Origin of the sequence: Amycolatopsis regifaucium (assembly GCF_001613935.1) — a bacterium.
GTDB lineage: Bacteria > Actinomycetota > Actinomycetes > Mycobacteriales > Pseudonocardiaceae > Amycolatopsis > Amycolatopsis regifaucium.
The window spans coordinates 36,300-58,730 of record NZ_LQCI01000006.1; the positions used below are offsets into that span (position 1 = coordinate 36,300).

The window sequence follows — 22,431 nt, forward strand, 5'->3', positions numbered from 1 at the left end:
GAGGTTCAGAAGCCCCAGTCCGTGAGTTTCGGCCACACCGTGTCCCAGGTTCCGTTGCGGCCGGTGGCCAGCCAGATCTTCATGCCTTGACTCACATTCGGGATCCCCGCCCGGTTGTCGAGGGCGCCGACCTCGCGCACCTGCGTGAAGTAGGGCACAAGCACCGACGGATCGTTCCCGACGAACAGGATGTCCCTGGCCGAATCCGGCGGCCGCGGCAAGGTGACGTAGCCGCGGTTGGGGCTCGACGGGGACGGAAGGCCCAGTTCCGGTCCATAGTGGTCGATGGCACTCGCTTGCCAGTACTTCGCCGTGACGATGCCGGTGTGGGCCGGGTCGGGAACGGCGCGGTACGCCTGTGCCACCGACTCCGTGATCTCCCGCCAGCCGATCTCCTCGCTCGCGAAGACCGGCCGGGCCCAGTCCGGGGCGGTCGTGATCGACTCTCGCGGCAGGATCGGAAGCGTCATCGGGATCGCGATCACCGCGGCCAGGACGTACACCGGCCAGGTGGCGATCCAGCGCCAGTACTTGGCTGCCTGGCCCGCTTCGATCTCCACCGCCGCGGCGGCGAACAGCGGGGCGAACATCCCGGCCGCGTAGTAGTAACGCCCGTTCGCCAGTACGAACACGGCGAGCACGCCGAGCGCGGTCCAGCCGAGGAACCGGTACGGCCGCAGACGTTCGGACCGGATCAACCGCCACAGCCCATAGCAGAGGAGGAGCACACCGACCGGGATTCCCGCGCTCACCACCAGCGTCGGGACGAAGGAGGCACGTCCGCCCCAGCCATCCGAGACCTCCTGGGAGATCGCCGCGCCCATGGTCAGCTGCGGCCACCCGTTGGCGGCCTGCCAGACGAGCGTGGGCGCGATCATCGCGGCGGCGATCAGCGCGCCGAGCCAGAGCGCGGGGCGGCGGAGGAGGTCGCGGGGCCCGCAGATCAGCGCGGCGGCCAGCGCCACGACCCAGAACGCCCCGACGAGGAACTTCGTGTTCAGCGCCAGCCCGGTCACCACGCCGCCCCAGCGCAGGAGACCGTCCGCGCGGGTCCGCACCCAGCGGGTGAGCAGCCAGATCAGCACCGTCCACAGGAACGGGTCGATGGTGCTGGTCGCCAGGTAGTGCCCGCTGCCGAGCATCTGGACGGACACCGCGAACGTCGCCGCCGCGATCATCTGCGCCTTGCGGCCACCGCCCAGTTCCCTGGCGATCAGCGCGGTCAACACGACACTCGCGACCATCGCCAGCATCGCCGGGATCCGCAGGACCCAAGGCGAATCGGCGCCGAAGGCGTCCATCAGGCGCGCCAGGAGCGGCAGCATCGGCGGCTGGTCGGCATACCCCCAGTCCAGATGCCGACCAGCCGCCAGGAAGTACAGCTCGTCACCGAAGTAGCCGTAGCGTCCGGCCGTCGCCGCGAGTACCGCCCCCATCGCACCGGCGATCGCCAGCACCGGTGTCCGGGCGAACGGCGCGATCCCCGTTCTTTCCCGCTCGCCAGACCGTTCTCGGAGTTCCCCGGCCTCGATGGCCATGGACATCCGCCCCCTCTCGATCGGTTTCGCTCGCGATCGAGAGTCCCGCGCCGCGGTCTCGGTGAGAATCCTTCCGTCGGTCAGGAGCCGCTCAACCGTCAGGATGAGCCGGGGTCAACCGATCGATGGACCCCCGCGCCGTCAGTGTCGTCGCCAGCCGAGCGTCATGTCCTTTGTGGACAGCCAACCGCGCAGGTCGTGGCCGTGCGCGGCCAGTCCGTCCACGGTCGTGTGGCTGATGCCGAGTGCGCGTTCGCCGTCGGCGGGGGAGAGCAGCCCGGCGGTGACGGCGGCGAGGAGTTCGTCGGTGTCGATCACCCGGACGGACTGCTTGTCCCGCAGGACGAGGTCGAGGTAGAGGTCGGTGGCGACCCAGACGCCCTCTTCGCGGCGGATGTCGACGACGTCGAGATAGAAGTCCTGATCGCGTTCGTGGCCGGGGTTGAACCAGAAGTCGGTGATCCGCAGCCCGAGCTGCGGCAGCAGCCACGATTCGAGGTAGTGGAACTGTGCCCGGCCAGGGGTCGGCCGCGCCATGTAGAGGCCGAAGGGCTCTTCGCGGTATTCCTCGACGTCCCTCACGACGCCCTTCGGATCCGTGTTGGTCTTCGAGGCGGTGTCGAAGTACTCGACCTTCGGTGGGTGCAGCGCGGTCATCCGCCCATCTTGGAAGGCCCCGGCGCCCGCGAACACCACCCAACCGGGTGGACGATCCCGGTTTCCTGGTTCTGCCGGAGTATCGCCGCCGGGCCGGATAAGGTGCGCTGGTTCCGCCATAAGGGTGAGTGGGAGACAACGCATGTTCGGGATCATCAGGCCGTGCCGCCATCGGCTTTCCGACGGTCTGCACGCGGAGTGGATGGCGCATCTCTGCGGCCTTTGCCTGGCACTGCGCGACGAACACGGACATCTCGCCCGAATGGTGACGAACTACGACGGCTTGATCATCTCCGCCCTTGTCGAGGCCCAGTCGCCACGAGCGGACGGACGACGTGACGCCGGGCCTTGCGCGCTTCGGGCGATGAAGGGGACCTCGGTCGCGCAGGGCGGCGGTGCCCAGCTCGCCGCCGCGGTCTCCCTGGTCCTGGCGTCGGCCAAGATCAGTGACCACGTCGAAGACCGTGACGGCGCCTTCGCGCGGCGCTCCGTCGCCGTCGCCGCCAGGCGGGTGGCGACGCGCTGGGCGGACCAGGGGGGCCGCACCGGTACGCGGATCGGCTTCGACACCGCGGTCCTGACCGAGGCCGTCGACCGGCAGGGCGAGATCGAACGCGCCGTCCGCCTGGGTGATTCGGCCGTCTTGGCCACCGAACCAGCCGAGCTGGCGACGTCGGCGGCGTTCGCGCACACCGCCGTACTGGCGGGCCGCCCGGAGAACGCCGCGCCGCTGGCCGAGGCCGGACGGCTGTTCGGCCGGGCCGCGCATCTGCTCGACGCCGTCGAAGACCTCGCCGAGGACGAGGCCGCCGGCGCGTGGAACCCTCTGACGGCCACCGGCACCGGCCTCGCCGAAGCGCGACGGCTGTGCGACGACGCCGTGCTCGGTGTCGAACTGGCCCTCCGCGAGGTCGAGTTCGCCCAGCCCGAGCTGGTGCACGCCCTGCTGGTGCACGAACTGCGCCAGGCGGTACGGCGCGCCTTCGGACACGGCCATGGACCCCAGCAGCCGCCGCCGGGCTGGATCGGTCCCGGACCTCGACCGCAACAGCACCCCCATCAGCCTCACCAGCCCTATCCGCCTCAGCAGTACCCCCAGGGCGGTTACCAGCCGCCGCCTCCGCCCCTGGGCGCGCCCGGTGGCGGAGGCCCGCCCCAGAAACCGCCGAAGAAGAAGGGGAAGCACGGCGGGAACCCGCCCGTCGACGGGCAGGGCGGCGGCTGCTGGATACCGAAGTTCGAGGTTCCGCCGCGGTCACGGAACTTCTTCTTCGGCTGCGCCGTGGCCACGTACATGTGCTGCACGTGCCAGTTCTGCTGCCGGGACCCGTTCCCCGGTCCGTGGAGCGGGAAGCCGCGTGAAGCGTGCGACTGTGACTGCGACTGCTGTGACTGTTGCTCGTGCGACTGTTCCTAGGGTCCCCCGGTGGAACACAGGGGCCGCAAAGCTCCCCTCACTCTCCCTGACATCGCACCTTGAGCCTCAGGGACCCCACCAGCCACCACGTCGGCGGGTGAAGGTCCCGGTCCGGCGCTCACGTCAGTTTGGCGGTCCAGTGGAGCTGGGCCGAAGAAGATCGGAAACCGGCTCTGACCAGGGCGAGCGGAAACTGTCGGACCCAGCGCTTACTCTGGTCCACGTGGCTTTCGCAACCGAACACCCCGTCCTCGCCCAGTCGGAGTTCCGTCCCGTCACCGAGATCCCCCGGACCGGCGGCCGGTTCGAAGTGGTCAGCGAGTACAAGCCCGCCGGTGACCAGCCGGCGGCCATCGACGAGCTCGAACGCCGGATCAGGGCGGGCGAGAAGGACGTCGTGCTGCTGGGTGCCACGGGTACCGGTAAGTCGGCGACGACGGCCTGGCTGATCGAGCGCGTCCAGCGTCCGACGCTGGTGATGGCGCCGAACAAGACGCTCGCCGCGCAGCTGGCGAACGAGCTGAGGGAGCTGTTCCCGCACAACGCGGTCGAGTACTTCGTCAGTTACTACGACTACTACCAGCCCGAGGCGTACATCGCGCAGACGGACACCTACATCGAGAAGGACTCGTCGATCAACGACGACGTCGAGCGGCTGCGCCACTCGGCGACGATGAACCTGCTGTCGCGGCGCGACGTCATCGTGGTCGCGAGTGTCTCGTGCATCTACGGCCTCGGCACGCCGCAGTCCTACCTCGACCGGTCCTCGAAGCTGAAGGTCGGCGAACAGCTCGACCGGGACGTCTTCCTCCGCGCCTTGGTGGACGTGCAGTACACCCGCAACGACATCGCCTTCGCGCGCGGCACCTTCCGCGCCCGCGGCGACACGGTCGAGATCATCCCGGCGTACGAGGAGCTGGCGATCCGCGTCGAGTTCTTCGGCGACGAGATCGAAAAGCTGTACTACCTGCACCCGCTCACCGGCGACATCGTGAAAGAGGTCGACGAGGTCCGCATCTTCCCGGCCACGCACTACGTCGCGGGCCCGGAGCGGATGGAGAAGGCCATCCACGGCATCGAGGCCGAGCTGGAGCAGCGGCTGGCGGAGCTGGAGAAGCAGGGCAAACTCCTGGAAGCCCAGCGGCTGCGGATGCGCACCGCCTACGACATCGAGATGATGCGCCAGGTCGGGTTCTGCTCCGGCATCGAGAACTACTCGCGGCATATCGACGGTCGCGAGGCCGGATCCGCGCCCGCCACCTTGATCGACTACTTCCCGGAAGACTTCCTGCTGGTCATCGACGAGTCGCACCAGACGGTCCCGCAGATCGGCGGCATGTTCGAAGGTGACATGTCGCGGAAGCGGAACCTGGTCGAGTTCGGTTTCCGGCTGCCGAGCGCGATCGACAACCGCCCGTTGACCTGGGAAGAGTTCAGCGACCGGATCGGGCAGACGGTGTACCTGTCGGCGACGCCGGGGCCGTACGAGATGGGGCAGGCGGGCGGCGAGTTCGTCGAGCAGGTCATCCGGCCGACCGGCCTGGTCGACCCGAAGGTGGTCGTGAAGCCCACCGAGGGCCAGATCGACGACCTGGTGCACGAGATCCGCGAGCGGGCCGAGAAGGACGAGCGCGTCCTGGTCACCACGCTCACCAAGAAGATGTCCGAGGATCTCACCGACTACCTGCTGGAGCTCGGCATCCGGGTGCGGTACCTGCACTCCGAGGTCGACACCCTCCGCCGGATCGAACTGCTGCGGCAGCTGCGCGCGGGCGACTTCGACGTGCTGGTCGGCATCAACCTGCTTCGGGAGGGTCTCGACCTGCCCGAGGTTTCGCTGGTCGCGATCCTCGACGCGGACAAGGAGGGCTTCCTCCGCAGTGGCACGTCCCTGATCCAGACGATCGGCCGCGCGGCGCGAAACGTGTCGGGCGAGGTCCACATGTACGCGGACAAGATCACCGACTCGATGCAGCACGCCATCGACGAGACCGATCGCCGTCGCGCGAAGCAGGTCGCGTACAACAAGGAGCGCGGCGTCGACCCGCAGCCGCTGCGGAAGAAGATCGCCGACATCCTGGACCGCGTCTACAGCGAGGCCGAGGACTCGGAGGAGACGGTCGCCGTCGGCGGTTCGGGCCGGAACGCGTCGCGGGGCAAGAAGCCCGAGCAGGGCGACCGGGTGCGCAGCTCCGGAATGTTGACCGACAAGGACGTTTCCGGGATGCCGCGCGCCCAGCTGGCCGACCTCATCCAGCAGATGACCGACCAGATGATGCAGGCCGCCCGCGACCTGCAGTTCGAACTGGCCGCCCGGCTGCGGGACGAGGTCGCGGACCTGAAGAAGGAACTGCGCGGTATGGACGCCGCCGGCATCAAGTAAGCGCGGTCAGTCCTCTGGTTGCGATCCTTGCGTGCGCGACTACCGCAACCAGAGGACTGAACGCGGGGGTGTCAGAGGCGCGGGCGCTCCTGAAGGGTCAGGTCCGCGTCGAAGTCCGGGAACCCGGCGGGCACGGATTGCGTGGTCACCCCGGCCGAAACCGGCGGGAGGCCGGCCCACCGCCGTACGGTGTTCGTCGCCGCCGCGGCCTGCGCCGCCGGGAGCTGCGAGATCCGCGAGCCGTGGTTTCCGCCGGGAACGGTGTAGACGTAGGAGTCCTTTGTCCCGAAGCCGAGTTCGAACGGCTCGGCGCTCCACGGGTCGTTCTCGCCGTAGACGTACAGCAGCCGTTTGCCCTGTGTCTTCACCCAGAAGTCGATGTCCGGCATCGCCAGGTGATCGAACCGGGGGATGTCGACCGACTTCGGCACGAATGTCCGCGACACGTTGGCGCCCGGGTAGCGCAGCAGGTCACGGAGGTAGTTCTCGTACGACTCGGGAGCGCCGAGCTGGTACGCCGCCTGGAAGTAGTAGGGGACGTAGCGTTCCAGGTTCTGGTCGGAGTAGGTGTTGAGGCTTTCGACGCGCTCGAACCAGGCGTAGATCTCGGAAGCGGCCGCACCCGCCTTCGGCACTGTCGCGCAGTCCGCCTGCTTCTGGTACTGCCAGAAGGCGAAGTACGAGTCGATCACCGAGATCTCCAGCGACACGTCGGCCGAGCCGACGATCGAGAACGTGTAGCCGTTCTTGGCCGCGTCGGCGGCGGCGAGCGCCGCGAATTCCGAGCGCCGCGTCAGCACGTCGCGCTGGATCGACTTCAGCGCCGAGCGGCAGCCGGGATCGTCGCCGACCTTCGCCAGGAACCGGTTGTAGCGGTCGTGCGCATTGATCACGTCGTTGGGCGCGACGTAGGGGATCGTCGCGTCGACGTCGTCCGGGAAGAACCTACGGAAGTAGGTCGCCGTCATGCCGCCCTTGCTGCCGCCGGTCGCGAGCCACTTGCCGGGGTAGATCCGCTTGAACGCCTCGACCGCGCGGTGCTGGTCGGCGGCGGCCTGCCAGATCGTCAGCTGCCTTCCCCAGTCCGGCCGCTCCGGTCGCGACGGGGTGAAGAACCGGTATTCCATCGACAGCTGGTTGCCGTCGACGATCTGCGTCGGCTCGGCGCGGTTGGGTGATTCCGACACGTTGTACCCGCTCGTGAACGCCACGGTCGGCGAACGGAATTCCTTGTGCAGCAAGGTGAAACGCTGCTGGAAGGTGCCGGCTCCCGGCTTGCGGTGGTCGACCGGCTGTGTGTAGGTGAGCTTGAAGAACCGGTACCCGGCCGGCGCCGGATTCTCCGAGACGACGGTCAGGCCGGGGATCCGGCCGAGCACCTCCTTGATGTCCTCCGGTGCCGCCTGCGCGGCCGGGGTCAGCCCGGCCAGTGTGAGAACGGTGATCGCCAGAACCGACCACGCGGCCGTGAGCTTCCGCATCCGTGCACTCCCCATCGCCGACTTCGAGCGGTCGGATACTCACAGAGTCCCCGCCGGTCGGCAATCGGCTATCCGGTCGAGCCCGGCTCAGCCTTGGCCGCGGAGCACCCTGCCGACGTAGGCCTCGATGGCCGCGAGGGCCTCGGGGGAGCTCCACAGTTCGAGGACGTGGGCGTCGTCGCCGGTGCGGTGTTCGGCGATCCGCTCGTGGAACGGCCGGTGCAACTGGGCCTTCGTATGCGCGTACGCGGCCGCGGGGATCTCGGCGAGCTTCTTGGCCAGCTCGACCGCTCGCGGCAGCACGGTCTCCGGCGCGGTCACCTCGTCCACGAGGCCGAGCCGGAGCGCGTCGTCGGGCAGGTGGGTTTCGGCGAGGAACGCGAGTTCGCCGAGGATGTCGGCGCCGAAGCCGGAACGCAGGATCTCCAGTGCCGCCAACGGGAACGGGACGCCGACGAGCAGTTCGGTGATCCCGATCCGGCTCGGGCCGGAGGCGAGGATCCGGCGGTCGCAGGCGGCGGCGAGCACCGCCCCGCCGGCGATGGCGTGACCGTTGAGGGCCGCGACCACCGGACCGGGGAAGCCGAACACCGAAAGGAACGCGTCCGACAGCGCGGGCAGGAAGTCCTCGATGTAGGCGGCACCACCGTCGTGCACGCGGCGCAGGTCGACACCCGCCGAGAAGATGCTTCCCGAGCCGGTCAGCACGACACCGCGATAACCGCCGAGCTGGACGTCCTCGAGCCGGACGATCAGTTCTCGGCAGAACTCGGTGTCGAGGGTGTTGGCTTTGCCGTGCTGCAGGGTGACGACGGCGATCCCGCCTTCGTCGTCCACGCGGATCGAAGAGGTGGCCATGGCCCGACCGTACCCGAGCCGGCGGACCTCTACAGTGGAGCTAGTGGAGCTCAGTCCGTCAGGCGCACGGTGACCGTCGGACTGAAGGACCGCTTGCGGTTCCAGCCGGTCTCGGCGCCGATGCTCAGCTGGATGGCGCGGTCGGCGGGCGCCCAGTAGCCGGTGCGGACGAAGTACGCGTCCATGGCGCACAGCCTGCTGCAGGACTTGCGGTTGCAGATGGTCTCCCAGCCCCATTGCCTGCCGCTCTCCTCGACGCCGTTGCGCCGGACGAACAGATGCGGGTTGCCGATGTCGCGGCAATAGGCGCTGCCCTCGGAGATGTAGAGTACCCCGTCGATCTTGTAGAACCGCTTGTTGTCGAGAAGCGTCACCTGACCAGAGACGGCGAAGCCGACTCTGCCGCCTTTGCCGGAGCTCATGGTCCAATCAAGAGAGAATTCTTGGACCGGGATCTCGATCGACTGGGTCATGGTGACAGCCCCGCTTTCTTCTCGCGTCGGCACCTTCGCACTGAAGATAAGGATTTCCCGGAGGTCGTCGACCGTGAAAGGGAACTTTTCACCCAATGAGTCGATGGTCCGAAAATCGATGTTCTCATGCGCATGAAACACCGGTTACCAGCGCTAATGGGTGAAGGTCGCCACAGCCCGTGAAAACCGGGGCCCACCAGGGAAGAGGATTTCGTCTTCCCGGTGGACCCCGGTGGTTTTCCGGTGCGGAAACGCTCTCAGCTGGTGATGTCCTTCTTCGCGAATCGCCGACCGGCGAGCAGGAAGAACACCGTGCCGTACAACGCCGCCGACAACATGCCGTTGGCCATGTTCGTCCAGTCGATGTCGGTTGAGATCAGGTCCATCCACGAGAACGCGAAATGCGTCGGCAGATAATCCCGAAGCCCTTCCAACGCGGTGATCTGGTCGAGGATCTGCGAAACGATCGCTACGATCACCGCGCCGCCGACGGCGCCGAGCGGGGCGTCGGTGGCGACCGAGAGCAGCATCGCCAGACCGGCCACCCACGCCAGCTGCAGGATGATGTAGATCGTCGCCAGCCCCATTGCCACGAGACTGTCGCCGAACGACACGGCGTCCCCGGTCGGGCTGATCGCGTCGCCCGCGCCATAGAAGATGACGCCGACCACCAGCGACACCAAGGGCAGCAGGATCAGCGCGGCCGCGGAGAGGATGCCGGAGACGATCGCCTTCTGCCGCAGTACCCGATGCCGGGGGACCGGCATCGCGAGCAGGTATTTCAGGCTCGACCACGACGCCTCGCTCGCGATCGTGTCGCCGTAGAACAACGCCACGATCATCGGCAGCAGGAAGGTCCCGGAGACGAACAGCGCGAGCACCACGAAGTTCGGCGCGCTCGCGGTGGCGAGGTCGACGAACCCGCCGCTGCGGCGGTTCGGACTGGCTTGCCCGATTTCGAACGCGATCACCAGCACGAACGGCAGCAGCGCGACGAACCCCAGCATGAGCTGGGTCCGCCGCCGTTTGAGCTGCCGTTTCAGTTCGACGCCGAGCCGCAGCGTCCGGTCGGCGCGGTAGCCCGCCACCGCCCCGTCCGGGCCGACCTCGGTCCGTTCGTGCGAAGCGACCTCGGTCAGCTCCAGCAGCGCGGCCGGGTCGGTGTGCACCCCGTGTTCCGCCCGGCTCACCGGGGAAGAACCATTAGTCTTACTCACCCTTCGAGTCCTCTCCGACCAGCTGAAGGAACGCGTCTTCCAGACGGCGCCGCGGTCCGGCCTGTTCGACCGCGACCCCGGCCCGCACGAGCGCGGCGACCGCTTCGGCGCGGGCGAGACCGTCGAGATCCGCGTGGACCAGTTCGCCGTCAACGTCGACGCCGGAAACGCCGCCGACCTTCCGCAGCGCTTCGGCCGCTTCGGCGGGTTTGTCGACGCGGAACGTGGCTTCGCCGCTGGACGCGGCCAGTTCGCCGACCTCACCCGAGGCGACCAGCATGCCGCGGTGCATCACGACCACGTGCGTACAGGTCTGCTCGACCTCGGCCAGCAGGTGGCTCGAGACCACCACGGTGCGTCCGGTCGCCGCGTAGCGCTGGAGCACCTCCCGCATCTGGTGGATCTGGGGCGGGTCGAGCCCGTTGGTCGGTTCGTCGAGCACCATGAGCTCCGGCAGGCCGAGCATCGCCTGGGCGATCGCGAGCCGCTGCCGCATGCCCTGGCTGTAGGTGCGGACCCGCCGGTTCACCGCGTCGCCGAGCCCGGCGATCTCCAGTGCCTCGGCGAAATGCGCCCGTTCCCTGGGGCGGCCCGTGCTCGCCCAGTAGAGCTCCAGGTTCTCCTTGCCGGACAGATGCGGCAGGAAGCCTGAACCCTCCACAAAGGACCCGATCCGCGATAGCACCGGCGCGCCGGGCGCGATCAGGTGGCCGAAGACCCGGATGGAGCCCTCCGTCGGCGTGATCAGGCCCATCAACATGCGCAGGGTCGTCGTCTTGCCCGCCCCGTTCGGCCCGAGCAGGCCGAGGACCTGTCCGGGTTCGACCCGGAACGACAGATCCTTCACCGCGACGAAGCCGCCCGCGTAGGCTTTGCGCAGTCCTTCGATCACCAGCGGCGTCTTCGCCAGGCTCTCGTCGACGTCGTGGGCGCGACGGCGGCGGAACGCGGCGATCACCGCGATGGCGATGCCCGCCAGCAGCGTGCCGCCGATCCCGAGCAGTTGCGCGACGGGCGCTCCCGCGCCGACCGAGTTGCCGGGGACGACCGGGACGCCGAGCTGTCCGCCGTCCGCCAGTCCGATCCGGAACACCGCGGGTTCGACCGGCGTCGTGAACGCCTGATCGGTGGTCCCGACGACGAGCCGGAGCGTGTGCCCGGCCTCCAGCGGCCGCACGATGCCCGGCAGGGTGACCGTCACCTCGACCGGGCTGCCGTCGGCGGGCAGACCGGAGACGCGGAACGGGGCGACCGCGTTCGCCGGAAGCGTGCGGACACCTTCCGAGTTGACGTCGTAGAGCTTCGCGAACAGGACCGCTTCCTTCTGCGGCGCGACCCCGGACGAGTTCACAGAAGGGTCCGCGGAGACTTGCAGCCGGACCGTGGACGAACCGGCCACGATCGTCTGCGCGTCGAGGGGGCGCGTCGTGAACTGAGCGGCCTGGCCCGGCGGGTCGAGGCTGAACAGCCCCGACAGCCGGGAGGATCCGGCCACCGCTCCGTTCAGCCCGGGAATGCCGCTGACCGCCGCGGGGTTGCCGCCCGCGGGCCGGACGGCCGACTGGGCCGGGCCCTCCAGCGCGAACGGCCGCCGCTCGGTGGCGTCGCCGGTGGCGCCCGGGTACGCCGGCGCCGTGACCGTGCGGACCGACGGGGCGCCGTTGGCTCGCAGGGTGCCCTGGATGTCGTAGCTGAACCCGGTGCCGGGATCGGTGCCTTCGCCGGTCAGCGAGAACTTGAGGAAATCGGCGATCTGCGCCCGCAGTTTCTGGCCGGGCTTTCCGCCGTCGTGGCCGCCGGTGTACCAGATCGTGCGGACCTTGCCGCCCGCCGCGGCGATCTGCCTGGCGGTCGCGTCGGACTGGTCCAGGCCGAACAGGGTGTCGCTTTCGCCCTGCACCAGCAGGGTCGGCACGGTGATCCGGTCCGTCACGGACGCGGGGGAGACGCGGCGGAGCAGCTCGACGGTCCGCTGGCTCGCCTTGCCGGTGGTCGCGAGTTCGGTGTAGGCCTGGCAGACGTCGGCGGTGAACCGTCCACAAGGGTCGGCCGGTCCGCTCGGCGGCCGCTGGCCGTTCGGGCCACCGAGCGGGAGCGACTGCGCCGCGGCCCCCGCCGCGCCCGCGCCCTGTGCCGCACCGGATTCGCTAGTCTCGTCACCGGCTTCGGGTGCCTCGTTGGCGGGAGAGCCGCTCTGCGCCGCGCCGGAACCGGCGGAGAAGAAGATGCCGGCCCAAGACCTTTTGAAGACTCCGTTCGCGGCGAATGCGCCCGCGGCGGGTGTGGTGGCGGCGGAGGGCGTGGCCGAGGCGGCGTTCGGGATCAGGCCCTGTGCGAGGTCGTTGTAGGTGATCACCGGCGCGATCGCGTCGACGCGGTTGTCGGTTCCGGCGAGGAGCAAGGACAGCGCGCCGCCGTAGGAGGCGCCGGACGCCGCCACCTTCGGGTCGCCGTTCTCACTGAGCACCTCCGGCCGGGTGGCGAGGTGGTCGATCAGCTTCCGGGCGTCGGCGACCTCGCGGTCGGGATCGTTCAGCGCGATCTTCCCGGTGCTGCGGCCGAAACCGCGGGCGGACCAGGCGAGGACGACGAAACCCTTGTCGGCGAGTTCGCGGGCTTCGGTGGCGACGCTGTTCTTGTCACCGCCGAAACCGTGGGCGAGCAGGACGGCCGGGGCCGGTGTCCGCTCGGGGACGTACATCGTGGTGTCGATCTTGACGACCTCCGGCGAGCCCGGTGTGTCGGGCAGATCGAGGGTCGCTTCCTGGGTTTTCACGGCGGACGGCGCGGGGTCGCTGGTCGTCCACACGACGGCCGCGGCGGCCAGGACCACCACGACCGCGGCGAGCGCGGTGAGCTTCGCGCCTCGCGTACGAGGGAGCGGGATTCGGGGCACGGAATGACCGTATTTCACCGATGCTGAGAGTCGCCCATCCGGCTTACGCGGACCACACAAGCGTGAGGTTGGCCGCCACCGGAACGGGTACTCCTACCTGGTGAACTGAAGAATGTGATGGGAGTTACGCCATCATCTTGGTGACAAGGGCAACCTTAACTGGCGTCATGCGTACAGACAGGTCAAACTGAACCGGCTGTGAGGGGAGTATTCCTTCGCGGCGGTGTCGTCAGCACGGTGGTCTTCGCAGGCCCCCGGCACCGTCGGCCGGTCTCGTACCGGCGGAAGAGACCTCCGGTTAGTTGCTGCTGTGCACTATCCGGAGGGTTGGTTAGATGTCTGTTCCCCTGTGGCTATGGATCGCCACGGTCGGCGGTCTGCTCGCGCTGATCGCACTCGACCTCGTCATCGTCGATCGCAAGCCACATGAGGTCACCACCGGCGAAGCCGCCCGATGGGTCGTCTTCTATGTCGCCGTCGCCGTGGCGTTCGGGGTCGGCGTCTGGATCTTCGCGGGGCACGACCCCGGCGTCGAGTTCTTCACCGGGTACATCACCGAGTACTCGCTGAGCGTCGACAACCTGTTCATCTTCATGATCATCATGACGTCGTTCAAGGTGCCCGCGATCCACCAGCACCGGGTGCTGCTGATCGGCATCCTGCTCGCGCTCGCCATGCGCAGTGTCTTCATCGCCGTGGGCGCCGCGCTCATCGCGCAGTTCGTCTGGGTCTTCTTCCTCTTCGGTGCCGTCCTCATCTGGACCGCGATCAGCATGGTCCGGAACAAGGACGAAGACGAGGAGTACGAGGAGAACGCGCTCACCCGCTGGGTGCGCAAGCTGTTCCCGGTCACCGAGGAGTGGCACGGCCACAAGTCCTTCGTGAAGAAGGACGGCAAGCGCTGGATCACCCCGATGTTCCTGGTGATCGTCGCGATCGGCAGCGCTGACCTGTTGTTCGCCGTCGACTCGATCCCGGCGATCTTCGGCATCACCCAGGAGGCGTTCCTGGTCTTCACCGCCAACGCGTTCGCGCTGATGGGCCTGCGCCAGCTGTACTTCCTGCTCGGTGGCCTGGTCACCAAGCTGGTGTACCTGTCCTACGGCCTCGCGGTGATCCTCGCCTTCATCGGCGCCAAGCTGTTCCTGCACGCGCTGCACGAGTACCACGTGGTGCCGGATTGGCTGGACATCAACAACTGGGTCTCCCTGGGAGTGATCATCGTGGTCCTGACGGTGACGACGCTGGCCAGCCTCGCGAAGGCCAAGAAACTGGAAGCCGCCGAGCGGGAGTCTTCGATCAGTAGTTAGAACTGCTAAGGATCGGGTACCGTCGGGGCCGTGCGTCCCGTTGACATCGAAGCCCTGACGGTCCCCGGCACCCCCGCGCTGCGCGGAGACCTGCTGCTCACCGCCGTGAGCAGGCCTGATCTGAAGACGAACAGCTACCGCGGTGGCCTGCGCCGGGTCGACCTCGGCGGCGGGGAAGGGCCTTGGACCCACGGGACCAAGGACTCCGCCCCCGCCCTCTCCCCGGACGGCCGGTGGGTCGCCTTCCTCCGCGCGGGGGAAGGCTCCGGCCGGGCGGCCAAACCGCAGGTACACGTCATCGCCGCGGCCGGGGGTGACGCGAAGCGAATCACCGACCTCCCCCTCGGCGCGAGCGCGCCGGTCTGGGCCCCCGACTCGCGCCGGATCGCCTTCGTCGCCCGTGTGCCCGAGCCGGGCCGCTACGGCACGCAGAACGCCGACGGCGAAATCCCGGAGCCGCACGAAGAAGCGCCGCGGCACATCACCAACCTCTTCTACCGGGTCGACGACATCGGCTTCCTCAACGACCGTCCACAGCGGCTGTTCGTCGTGGACGCCGTCGCCGCGCTGGACGAGTCCTCGCCCCCCGAGCTCACTCCGCTGACCGACGACCGGGCCGACGTCGAACATCCTTCCTGGACGACCGACGGCGAGTTCGTCCTGATCGTCGCGCCCCGTGACTGGGCCGTCGAGGACACCGTCCGCTCGGACGTCTACGCCGTACCCGCCGCGGGCGGCGAGCCTCGCCTGCTGGTGCGGACGCCGGGCACCGCGGCCCAGCCCGCTGCCGCTCCGGACGGCTCGATCCTGTTCTACGGCACCGAATTCCCGGGGCTGGAGGAGGTCGCCCGCAACACCGGGCTCTGGCAGGCGCCGTGGCCCGACGGTGACGCGCCGTCCTCTCCGCGTCGGCTGACCGACGTCGAATCGGTGGACTGCGACAGCGCGGCGGGCCCACCGGCCGTCGTCGGCGACGAGGCTCTCGTCGTGGTCCGCACCCGCGGTGCCGCGGAATTGCGTGCCGTTCCGCTCGGCGCCGAGCTGGCGGAACTCGAATCGTTGCGGTACCTGGCGGGCGAATTCGCGGCGGTGAAATCGTTCGCCGTCGACGGCAGGCGGATCGCCGCGGTCGTCGGGACGCCCGAGAGCGCCGGTGACGTCGTTCTCCTGTCCGAAGTGGACGCTGAGCCGCGTGTGCTCACCGACTACTCGAAGGCGTTGCGGGACACCGGGATCCGGCCGCTGGAGGAACTGGACGCGACCGCGTCCGACGGCTACCCGGTGCACGGCTGGGTCGTGCGGCCCGAAGGCGACGGCCCGCATCCCGTGGTGCTGATGATCCACGGTGGACCGTTCGCGCCGTACGAGTGGAAGGTCTTCGACGAAGCGCAGGTTCTCGCCGAGGCGGGTTATGCCGTCATCCTGGGCAATCCGCGCGGTTCCGCCGGATACGGCGAGAGCCACGGTCGCAGCATCGTCCACGGCTTCGGCACCGTGGACGCGCTGGACCTGCTGACCCTGCTGGACGAAGCGCTGAAACTGCCCGATCTGGACAGTGACCGCGTCGGCGTGATGGGTGGTTCGTACGGCGGTTTCATGACCAGCTGGCTCGCCGCGCACCACGGCGGCCGGTTCCGCGCCGCGTGGAGCGAGCGCGCGGTCAACGCCCACGACTCGTTCACCGGCAGCTCGGACATCGGCTGGTTCTTCGCCGAGGGCTACGTCGGCACCGACCTCGAAGAGCAGCGCAAGCGCAGCCCGCTCACCTACGCGGGGAAGATCGACATCCCGTTCATGGTCGCGCACTCCGAGCAGGACTGGCGGTGCCCGCTGGAGCAGGCGCAGCGGATGTACGTGGCGCTGCGGCAGAACGGGACGCCCGCCGAGTTCCTCCTGTTCCCGGGCGAGGGTCACGAACTCACGCGTTCGGGACAACCGCGGCACCGGGTGCAGCGGTTCGACGCGGTACTGGAGTGGTGGGGTCGCCACCTCTGATCATGGGTTCATCCCACGTGCAATGAAGGGGCCTTTCATAGCAAATTTTGCTATGAAAGGCCCCTTCATTGCACGCGCGAGGGGACGGTAGCGGCAGCGAGCCGGGGTCAGCTCAGCAGCGTGTAGTTCAGTTCTTCGCACACCCGGCCCAGCGGGACGTCGAGCCCTGGGTGGTCGAGGGGGAGCAGCACGTCCGGCGCGACCGGCAGCGAGTTCCCGGCAGGCGGGTCCCACAGCGCGAGCGCGGGGCCGCCGGAGTCCATGGACGACCGGTACCAGACACCGTCGAGGTCGCCGAACGCGGCGCGGATGGCGCGTGCCCAGGCTTGGGTGATCTTCTTCGGGCCGCTGGAGATCTCCTGCGAGGCGCCGACGCGGGTCGGCCACAGGCCGGCGAGGTCGAGCAGCCGCAGGGTGCGGGTCGGCCGGACGACGACCAGGCGCGGGCCGCGGGATTTGCGGTCGACCGTCGAGGTGGTCTGGAAGACCTCGGCGATGCTGGTGCGCACGGTGAGGCCGAAGTACAGGACACCGTTGCCGGGGTCGGTCACCGGGCGCCCGCCACGACCGGGGATCTGCGGGTCGAAGCGGCCGTGCGGGAGCGGGCCGCTGTAGCGGAACGAATTCCACTGCTGGGGGTGGTTGCCGTGCGCGGTGAAGATCCTGACCAGCCTGGTGCCGGGATGCACCGTCACCACGTCGCTGGTGCGGTGCAGCTCCTTGACCAGGACAGAGCGTGCGGGCGGCAGGGGGAGCCGGGCCATACCTCGGGAGTCGTCCGTCCTTGTCGGGTGATCTTGCTCGGTGGGGTCAGCCTACGGCCTACCCCCGACTGGAATTTTCCGTCGTCGGCAGAACCCGCTCAGAACGGGGATCCGAGGGTGGCCACCAGTCTGGCGACGTGCTCGGGGTCGCCACCGGAAAGCAGCCATTGGCGCGGGGTGGCGGGGTGGTCGTTGATCACCAGCTCGGTCTGCGGCGTACTCATGAACGTGGCGACGACGAGTGCGGGCTGGTCCTCGGGCACCGCGCGCAGCACCACCTCCAGACCGGGCAAGACCCCGGATCCGGTGAACTGCCAGGCGGGCAGCCGCCAGCCCTGGTCCTTCCAGCCGGTCAGCCTGCCCTCCTTGAGGCGGTGGCGGATACGGCTGTCGTCCACACCCAGCGCCTTCGCCGCCTCCAGGACGCTCAGCGCGGAATCCGCGAGGACGGCGTGCGCGGCGACCGTGCGGGCACGGAAGTCCGGTTCGTCCTCGGCGCGGGGGGAGAGGTCCAGGCCGACGTCGGTGAGCGCGGCACGCTGATCCGCCGAGAAGTAATGCGACGGATCGGGGTTCGGCGGGGACAGCCTCCGCGCCGCGTCCTCCACGAGGGTCAGGAACTCGTTGGCGTCGACCTTGAGGCCCGCCTTGGCGAGAACGTTCTCGAGCGCTATGGACATAGCGCCTAGGGTAACGCGTTTGTGCGGGTTCGTGCGCTCTCATCTCGATTTCGTGGGAGAATTCACCAGAGATGAACACAGAGCGCACGGAATCAAACACGCGCAGTAGGCAATTTCGCCATAGTCTGCCCGGATCGGGCGAGCTTGTCCAGGACTTCGGCTTGACAGGTCGTAAGTAGGAATTTACCGTCCGAAAGGTAAACGATTTCTTCCCACCGCTTCGGAGAACCCGGCTGGTGTGGAGCCGGCTTGGGGGAACAAGGGGGTGGGGCGTTCCTGGGCGGCCGGTGCGAACCGGTCGCCCAGGCACGTCGTGCACATCGCCTACTCGCGCCGTGAACTCCGGCGCACGATCAGCTTCGCCTGCAGCGTGGTCGTCGTGGCCTTGCGCGTGCTGTCCCCGATCCGGGCGAGCAGCAATTCGGCGGCGACCTTGCCCACCTCGTTCGCCGGCTGGGCGACCACTGTCAGCGGCGGCTGGATGAGCGTGGTCCACGGCGCGTCGTCGAAGGACACGATCCCCACGTCCTGGCCGGAGCGCAGGCCGCGTGAGGCCAGCGCCTCCAGGACGCCGATCGCCATCGCGCTGTTGCCGACCAGCAGCGCGTCCGGCGGCTCCGGCTCGTCGAGCAGGCTGAGCGCGGCGAGCCTGCCGCCCTCGGCCCGGAACTCGGCGCGCCGGGTGAGCGCGTTCTCCGCGCCGACGGCGTCGGTGTAGCCGGCCAGCCGGTCTTCGGCGGTCCGTACCCCTGGCGGCCCGCTGACGCACGCGACCCGCCGATAGCCGCCGCCGAGCAGATGCCGCGTCGCGTCGCGGGCGGCGAGCCGGGTGTCGACCAGCACCTGGTCGCCGGTGTTCGCCTGCAGCGGCCGGTCGACGGCGACCACGGGCGTGCCGCGCTGGGTCAGCCGGTCGACGTTGGTGGCCCGGCCGGTAGGGGAGAGCACCACGCCGGCGACCCGCTCCTGGAGGGCGACGTCGATGTAGCGCCGCTCCTTCTCCTCGTTGTCGTCCGCGTTGCACAACACGACCGAGTAACCCGCCGTCTGCGCGATGTCCTCCACGCCGCGGGCGATCGCGGTGAAGAAGGGGTTCTCCACGTCGGAGATGATCAGTGCGAGCACCGCGGTCTCCTGACGGCGCAGATTCCTCGCGAGCCCGTTCGGGTGGTATCCCAATTCCGCGGCGGCGGCCTGCACCCGCGCCGCGAGCGCCGGATCCACAGTGGACTTTCCGTTGAGCGTCCTCGACACGGTCGCCGTCGAGACCCCGGCCTTCGCCGCGACGTCGTTGATGGTGGCCACCGCGACCTCCCCTTCTGCAGGTGTTCTTGACACCTTCGCACGGGAAGAATAGCTTGGCCGACAATCGTTACCATCCGCTGATCGCGCTACCCGCTTTGATCGCTGGTCGCTTTGATCGCCAGTCGCGTTTGATCGCGCTTCGGAGTTTCGGAGGTGCCGTGGGCGACCCGGGCCTGGTGCTCGGCATCGACATCGGCACCTCGAGTTCCAAAGGTGTCCTCGTCGATTCCCGGGGCACGGTGGTGGCACGAGCGGCCCGGGCGCACCGAACTTCCCGCCCCCGCCCGGGCTGGTTCGAGCACGACGCCGAAACCGTGTGGTGGCAGGATTTCCTCGTGCTGGCGAGGGAACTCTCGGCGGAGGCCGGGGATCATCCCATCATCGGGGTGTCGGTCAGCGGGATCGGCCCGGTGCTTCTCCCCGCGGACGCGTCCGGCACACCGTTGCGTCCGGCGATCCTTTACGGCGTCGACACCCGTGCGCACGACGAAATCCGCGAATTGACCCGGGAACTCGGCGAAGAATCCATTGTGGAACGTGGCGGGAGCGCACTCGGCTCGCAGGCCGTCGGGCCGAAATGGCGCTGGCTCGCCAAGAACGAGCCGGAGGTGTTCGACCGCGCGAAACTCTTCCTGATGGCGAGTTCGTTCCTTGTCCTGCGCCTGACCGGTGAATACGTTCTCGACCATCATTCCGCGAGCCAATGCGACCCGATGTACGACCTGCGCGAAGCGCGGTGGGCGCCGGACCGGGTCGCCGCGATCGCCCCCGGTATCGAGCTGCCCAGGCTCGCGTGGCCGACCGAGGTGGTCGGCTCGGTCACCGCCGAGGCGGCCGCGGAAACCGGGCTGCCGCGAGGAATCCCGGTGACGGCCGGAACGGTGGACGCCTGGGCGGAGGCGACCAGTGCCGGCGTCACCTCGCCAGGGGACACGATGCTCATGTACGGCACCACGATGTTCCTCATCCAGGTGCTCTCCGATCCTCGCCCCGGGCCGGGGTTGTGGACGACCCGCGGCGTCTTCCCCGGCAGCTATTCGCTCGCGGCGGGGATGGCCACCTCCGGTGCGATCACCGACTGGCTCCGGGATCTCGTCGGCGGCGAGTTCGGGGAGCTGGCCGCGGCGGCGGACGAGGTCCCGGCCGGCAGCCGCGGGTTGCTGATGCTGCCCTATTTCGCCGGGGAACGGACGCCGATACCGGATCCGGACGCCCGCGGCGTCCTCGCCGGGCTCACCACCTCCCACGGCCGCGCCGAGCTGTACCGCGCGGCGCTGGAAGCGACGGCGTACGGGGTGCGGCACAACCTCGAAGCCATGCGGGAAGCCGGTGGCGGCACGCGCCGGTTCGTCGCCGTCGGCGGTGGGACGCGGGGCGGGGGGTGGACGCGGATCGTCAGCGACGTCGCGCGGATCGAGCAGGAGATCCCCGCGGAAACCATCGGTGCCGCGTTCGGTGACGCCGTTCTCGCGTCCATCGCGCTGGGCCGGGAGCCGGATGTCGAAGCGTGGAACCCGGTGGCCGAGATCGTCCGCCCCGGCGCGGACGCCGACGTCTACGACGAGTTCTATCCGCACTACCGCGCACTCTATCGGTCCACAGTGGACATCGCTCATTTCCTGGCGCGGAAGAATTCACTCGCTTTCACGCCCGCGAACTCCCGGCAATCCCGGCTCAAATGAGCTTGATCGGCGTAACCCGCCGAGAACGCCAGCGAGGCGAGATCAGGCACTGAACTCGCGAGGGCGATGGCTCGCTGGAACCGGCTGACGCGCAGGTACGTCGCCGGGCCGTAGCCGACCGCGAAAGTGAACCGCCGCCGCAACTGCCTCTCCCCGGTGGGGAACCGCGCCAGCGCGGCCGAGACGCGGGGAACGCCGCTGTCCAGTCTGGCGATCAACGCCGAAACCTCCCGGTCGGCTCTTCCGGCACGGCGTTCCGCGACGACGTCGGTCAGCGAAGCGGCGCCACTGAGCACCCGATCGGCCAGCGACTCGCCTTCCTTGCCCCACAGGTCGGCCAGGGAAACGCGCTGGTCACGCAGTTCGTCGGCGCCGAGGCCGAGAACGCCGCCCGCCCGGCCCGGGGTGAACCGCACGCCCCGCGCCCGGACACCGGGCGGTGTCTCCCAGGTCCAGGCCGTGGTGTCCGGTCCGGCGACGAAGACCTCGTCGCCGCACTCGACCAGGTCGACGCAGCCGTCGGGCACGATCCGCTTCGGCGCCTGTCCCGTGTCCTCCCACAGGCAGCGCACGACGGCGCTCAGCGCGCCGGGGGCCGTCGTCTCCCGATACACGGTTGCCATGATGCCCCAGTGCCACGACAGAATGAGGGCGTGTCGGAAGCAGAGATCGATTCACTGGCCTGGATCCACGTCCGCGACCGTCGTCTGCTGTCGGTGCGGACCGAGGGGAAGGCCAAGTTCTACCTGCCAGGGGGCAAACGCGAGCCGGGGGAGGGTGACGTCGCCGGGCTGTGCCGGGAGATCAGGGAGGAACTCGGTGTCGAGCTCGACCCGCTGAGCTTCCGCTTCTTCGCGGTACTGAACGAGCAGGCCGACGGCTACGCCGACGGCCGCCGGGTCCGGATGACCTGTTACACCGCCGAACATCGCGGTGAGCCTGAGCCCGGCCGGGAGATCGCGGAGGCGGCCTGGCTCACTTCGGCCGACGCCCATCTGTGCCCACCGGCGGGGCGGCGTGTCCTCGGGTTGCTCGCGGACGCGGGGCACGTGGATTAGGTATCACTCAAAGTGAGCCATCCGGCTCAGTCTGTTTACGCCGATAGCCCGATGACCTGCCGTTCCCGATCTTCGGGACACCCAAAAGGGTGAATATCGGGTTTCTTCCCGATAACGGCTAACGCGGAGTCACCTTCGAGCGAGAAGTAGTCGACGCACTCGCTGGAAGTGCGCTCGGACGAGAGAAGACCTCTCCATGGGTGTTCCCACCGCGACCCCTTCGGCATCGGCGCCGGCATCGGGGACCCCGGGCAGGCTGAAGCCACTCGGGACGGTCGTGGTCGTGCTGGGGGTGATGGTCGTCGCCGTCACCCTGACCAGTTACGTACTCCCGAAGGCGTCGCGGCCGGTGCAGAGCCCGCCCGCGCCGCGGGTCGAACAGGCCGCGGCCGCCGTGCGCACCGTGACCCATTCGGTCGTCTACGAGCTTTCCGGCGCGGAGGGCGCGCAGAACGTCACCTACGTCGCGCAGGGTTCGGAACTCATGCAGAAGACCGAGGTCACGACGCCGTGGAGCGCCACCTTCGAGCGCGCGAGCCAGGAAGACCGCGACGAGTTCTACAGCGTCTCCGCGCAGGGCTCGGGCCGCGGCACGCTCAAGTGCCGGATCGTCGTCGACGGGGTGGTCGTCAGCGACCACACCGCTCCCGCCCCGGGCGCTCCGGTGACCTGCACGGCGTAGTTCCCGAGTCCGACCGCGTTTCTGCGGCAGGATCA

18 protein-coding genes are annotated in these 22,431 nt (G+C 68.9%); 7 read left to right on the forward strand and 11 right to left on the reverse strand.

All coding sequences use genetic code 11. From position 1 onward, the window contains the following. Positions 1 to 5: 5 nt before the first annotated feature. Together AVL48_RS08735 and AVL48_RS08740 are read right to left on the reverse strand one after the other, a co-directional pair. Positions 6 to 1,538: an ArnT family glycosyltransferase gene (locus tag AVL48_RS08735; protein ID WP_061987125.1), complete on the reverse strand. Its 1,533-nt coding sequence runs from the start codon at positions 1,536 to 1,538 to the stop codon at positions 6 to 8. A gap of 141 nt (positions 1,539 to 1,679) precedes the next feature. Next, positions 1,680 to 2,195, reverse strand: coding sequence for a ribonuclease FAU-1 family protein (locus AVL48_RS08740; protein WP_061987128.1), 516 nt, complete (start codon positions 2,193 to 2,195; stop codon positions 1,680 to 1,682). 142 nt (positions 2,196 to 2,337) lie between these two features. Here AVL48_RS08740 and AVL48_RS08745 point away from each other — a divergent pair, with 142 nt between their 5' ends. Both AVL48_RS08745 and uvrB read left to right on the forward strand, forming a co-directional pair. Next, positions 2,338 to 3,612 (forward strand): DUF5685 family protein, encoded by a 1,275-nt coding sequence (locus tag AVL48_RS08745; RefSeq protein ID WP_061986961.1) that lies wholly within the window; start codon positions 2,338 to 2,340, stop codon positions 3,610 to 3,612. A 223-nt stretch (positions 3,613 to 3,835) separates the two neighbouring features. Next, entirely contained in the window at positions 3,836 to 5,995 is a 2,160-nt protein-coding gene (gene uvrB, locus AVL48_RS08750) for an excinuclease ABC subunit UvrB (RefSeq protein WP_061986964.1), read from the forward strand. 71 nt (positions 5,996 to 6,066) lie between these two features. On the opposite strand, the gene AVL48_RS08755 is transcribed toward uvrB, so the two are convergent. From AVL48_RS08755 to AVL48_RS08775, 5 genes are all read right to left on the reverse strand, one after another. Beyond that, positions 6,067 to 7,476: a S28 family serine protease gene (locus AVL48_RS08755; RefSeq protein ID WP_061986966.1), complete on the reverse strand. Its 1,410-nt coding sequence runs from the start codon at positions 7,474 to 7,476 to the stop codon at positions 6,067 to 6,069. A gap of 87 nt (positions 7,477 to 7,563) precedes the next feature. Then, on the reverse strand, positions 7,564 to 8,334 hold the full coding sequence (locus tag AVL48_RS08760) for an enoyl-CoA hydratase/isomerase family protein (protein ID WP_061986968.1): 771 nt from the start codon (positions 8,332 to 8,334) through the stop codon (positions 7,564 to 7,566). Between the two features lie 50 nt (positions 8,335 to 8,384). Continuing rightward, on the reverse strand, positions 8,385 to 8,807 hold the full coding sequence (locus tag AVL48_RS08765) for a hypothetical protein (protein ID WP_061987130.1): 423 nt from the start codon (positions 8,805 to 8,807) through the stop codon (positions 8,385 to 8,387). A gap of 257 nt (positions 8,808 to 9,064) precedes the next feature. Beyond that, complete coding sequence (locus AVL48_RS08770) at positions 9,065 to 10,024, reverse strand: ABC transporter permease (protein ID WP_061986970.1); 960 nt, start codon at positions 10,022 to 10,024, stop codon at positions 9,065 to 9,067. Continuing rightward, positions 10,017 to 12,938 (reverse strand): alpha/beta fold hydrolase, encoded by a 2,922-nt coding sequence (locus AVL48_RS08775; protein ID WP_082857584.1) that lies wholly within the window; start codon positions 12,936 to 12,938, stop codon positions 10,017 to 10,019. Before AVL48_RS08775 ends, AVL48_RS08770 begins: the two co-directional genes overlap by 8 nt. A gap of 317 nt (positions 12,939 to 13,255) precedes the next feature. On the opposite strand from AVL48_RS08775, the gene AVL48_RS08780 reads away from it, so the two are divergent. Further along, positions 13,256 to 14,230, forward strand: a complete 975-nt coding sequence (locus tag AVL48_RS08780) for a TerC family protein (protein ID WP_061986972.1) — start codon at positions 13,256 to 13,258, stop codon at positions 14,228 to 14,230. Between the two features lie 30 nt (positions 14,231 to 14,260). Continuing rightward, complete coding sequence (locus AVL48_RS08785; protein WP_061986973.1) at positions 14,261 to 16,225, forward strand: S9 family peptidase; 1,965 nt, start codon at positions 14,261 to 14,263, stop codon at positions 16,223 to 16,225. A 107-nt stretch (positions 16,226 to 16,332) separates the two neighbouring features. Here AVL48_RS08785 and AVL48_RS08790 read toward each other — a convergent pair whose 3' ends face one another. The 3 genes from AVL48_RS08790 to AVL48_RS08800 all read right to left on the reverse strand — a co-directional run bounded on the left by AVL48_RS08790 (position 16,333) and on the right by AVL48_RS08800 (position 18,974). Beyond that, the gene (locus tag AVL48_RS08790) at positions 16,333 to 16,989 is read right to left on the reverse strand and encodes an RES family NAD+ phosphorylase (RefSeq protein WP_061986976.1); all 657 of its coding nucleotides are present in this window, start codon (positions 16,987 to 16,989) and stop codon (positions 16,333 to 16,335) included. Positions 16,990 to 17,087: 98 nt separating this feature from the next. After that, positions 17,088 to 17,669 carry a hypothetical protein gene (locus tag AVL48_RS08795; RefSeq protein ID WP_061986977.1) on the reverse strand — a complete coding sequence of 194 codons (582 nt, stop codon included), beginning with the start codon at positions 17,667 to 17,669 and terminating at the stop codon, positions 17,088 to 17,090. A gap of 324 nt (positions 17,670 to 17,993) precedes the next feature. Further along, positions 17,994 to 18,974: a LacI family DNA-binding transcriptional regulator gene (locus AVL48_RS08800; RefSeq protein WP_061986978.1), complete on the reverse strand. Its 981-nt coding sequence runs from the start codon at positions 18,972 to 18,974 to the stop codon at positions 17,994 to 17,996. A gap of 158 nt (positions 18,975 to 19,132) precedes the next feature. On the opposite strand from AVL48_RS08800, the gene AVL48_RS08805 reads away from it, so the two are divergent. Then, positions 19,133 to 20,656, forward strand: coding sequence for an FGGY-family carbohydrate kinase (locus AVL48_RS08805; RefSeq protein WP_061986979.1), 1,524 nt, complete (start codon positions 19,133 to 19,135; stop codon positions 20,654 to 20,656). On the opposite strand, the gene AVL48_RS08810 is transcribed toward AVL48_RS08805, so the two are convergent. After that, positions 20,587 to 21,279 (reverse strand): helix-turn-helix domain-containing protein, encoded by a 693-nt coding sequence (locus AVL48_RS08810; protein ID WP_061986980.1) that lies wholly within the window; start codon positions 21,277 to 21,279, stop codon positions 20,587 to 20,589. The two genes, AVL48_RS08805 and AVL48_RS08810, sit on opposite strands and share 70 nt — an antisense overlap. A 30-nt stretch (positions 21,280 to 21,309) precedes the next feature. On the opposite strand from AVL48_RS08810, the gene AVL48_RS08815 reads away from it, so the two are divergent. Then, positions 21,310 to 21,714, forward strand: coding sequence for an NUDIX hydrolase (locus tag AVL48_RS08815; protein ID WP_061986981.1), 405 nt, complete (start codon positions 21,310 to 21,312; stop codon positions 21,712 to 21,714). 196 nt (positions 21,715 to 21,910) lie between these two features. Then, entirely contained in the window at positions 21,911 to 22,396 is a 486-nt protein-coding gene (locus AVL48_RS08820) for an MmpS family transport accessory protein (protein WP_061986982.1), read from the forward strand. The last annotated feature ends 35 nt before the right edge of the window (positions 22,397 to 22,431 follow it).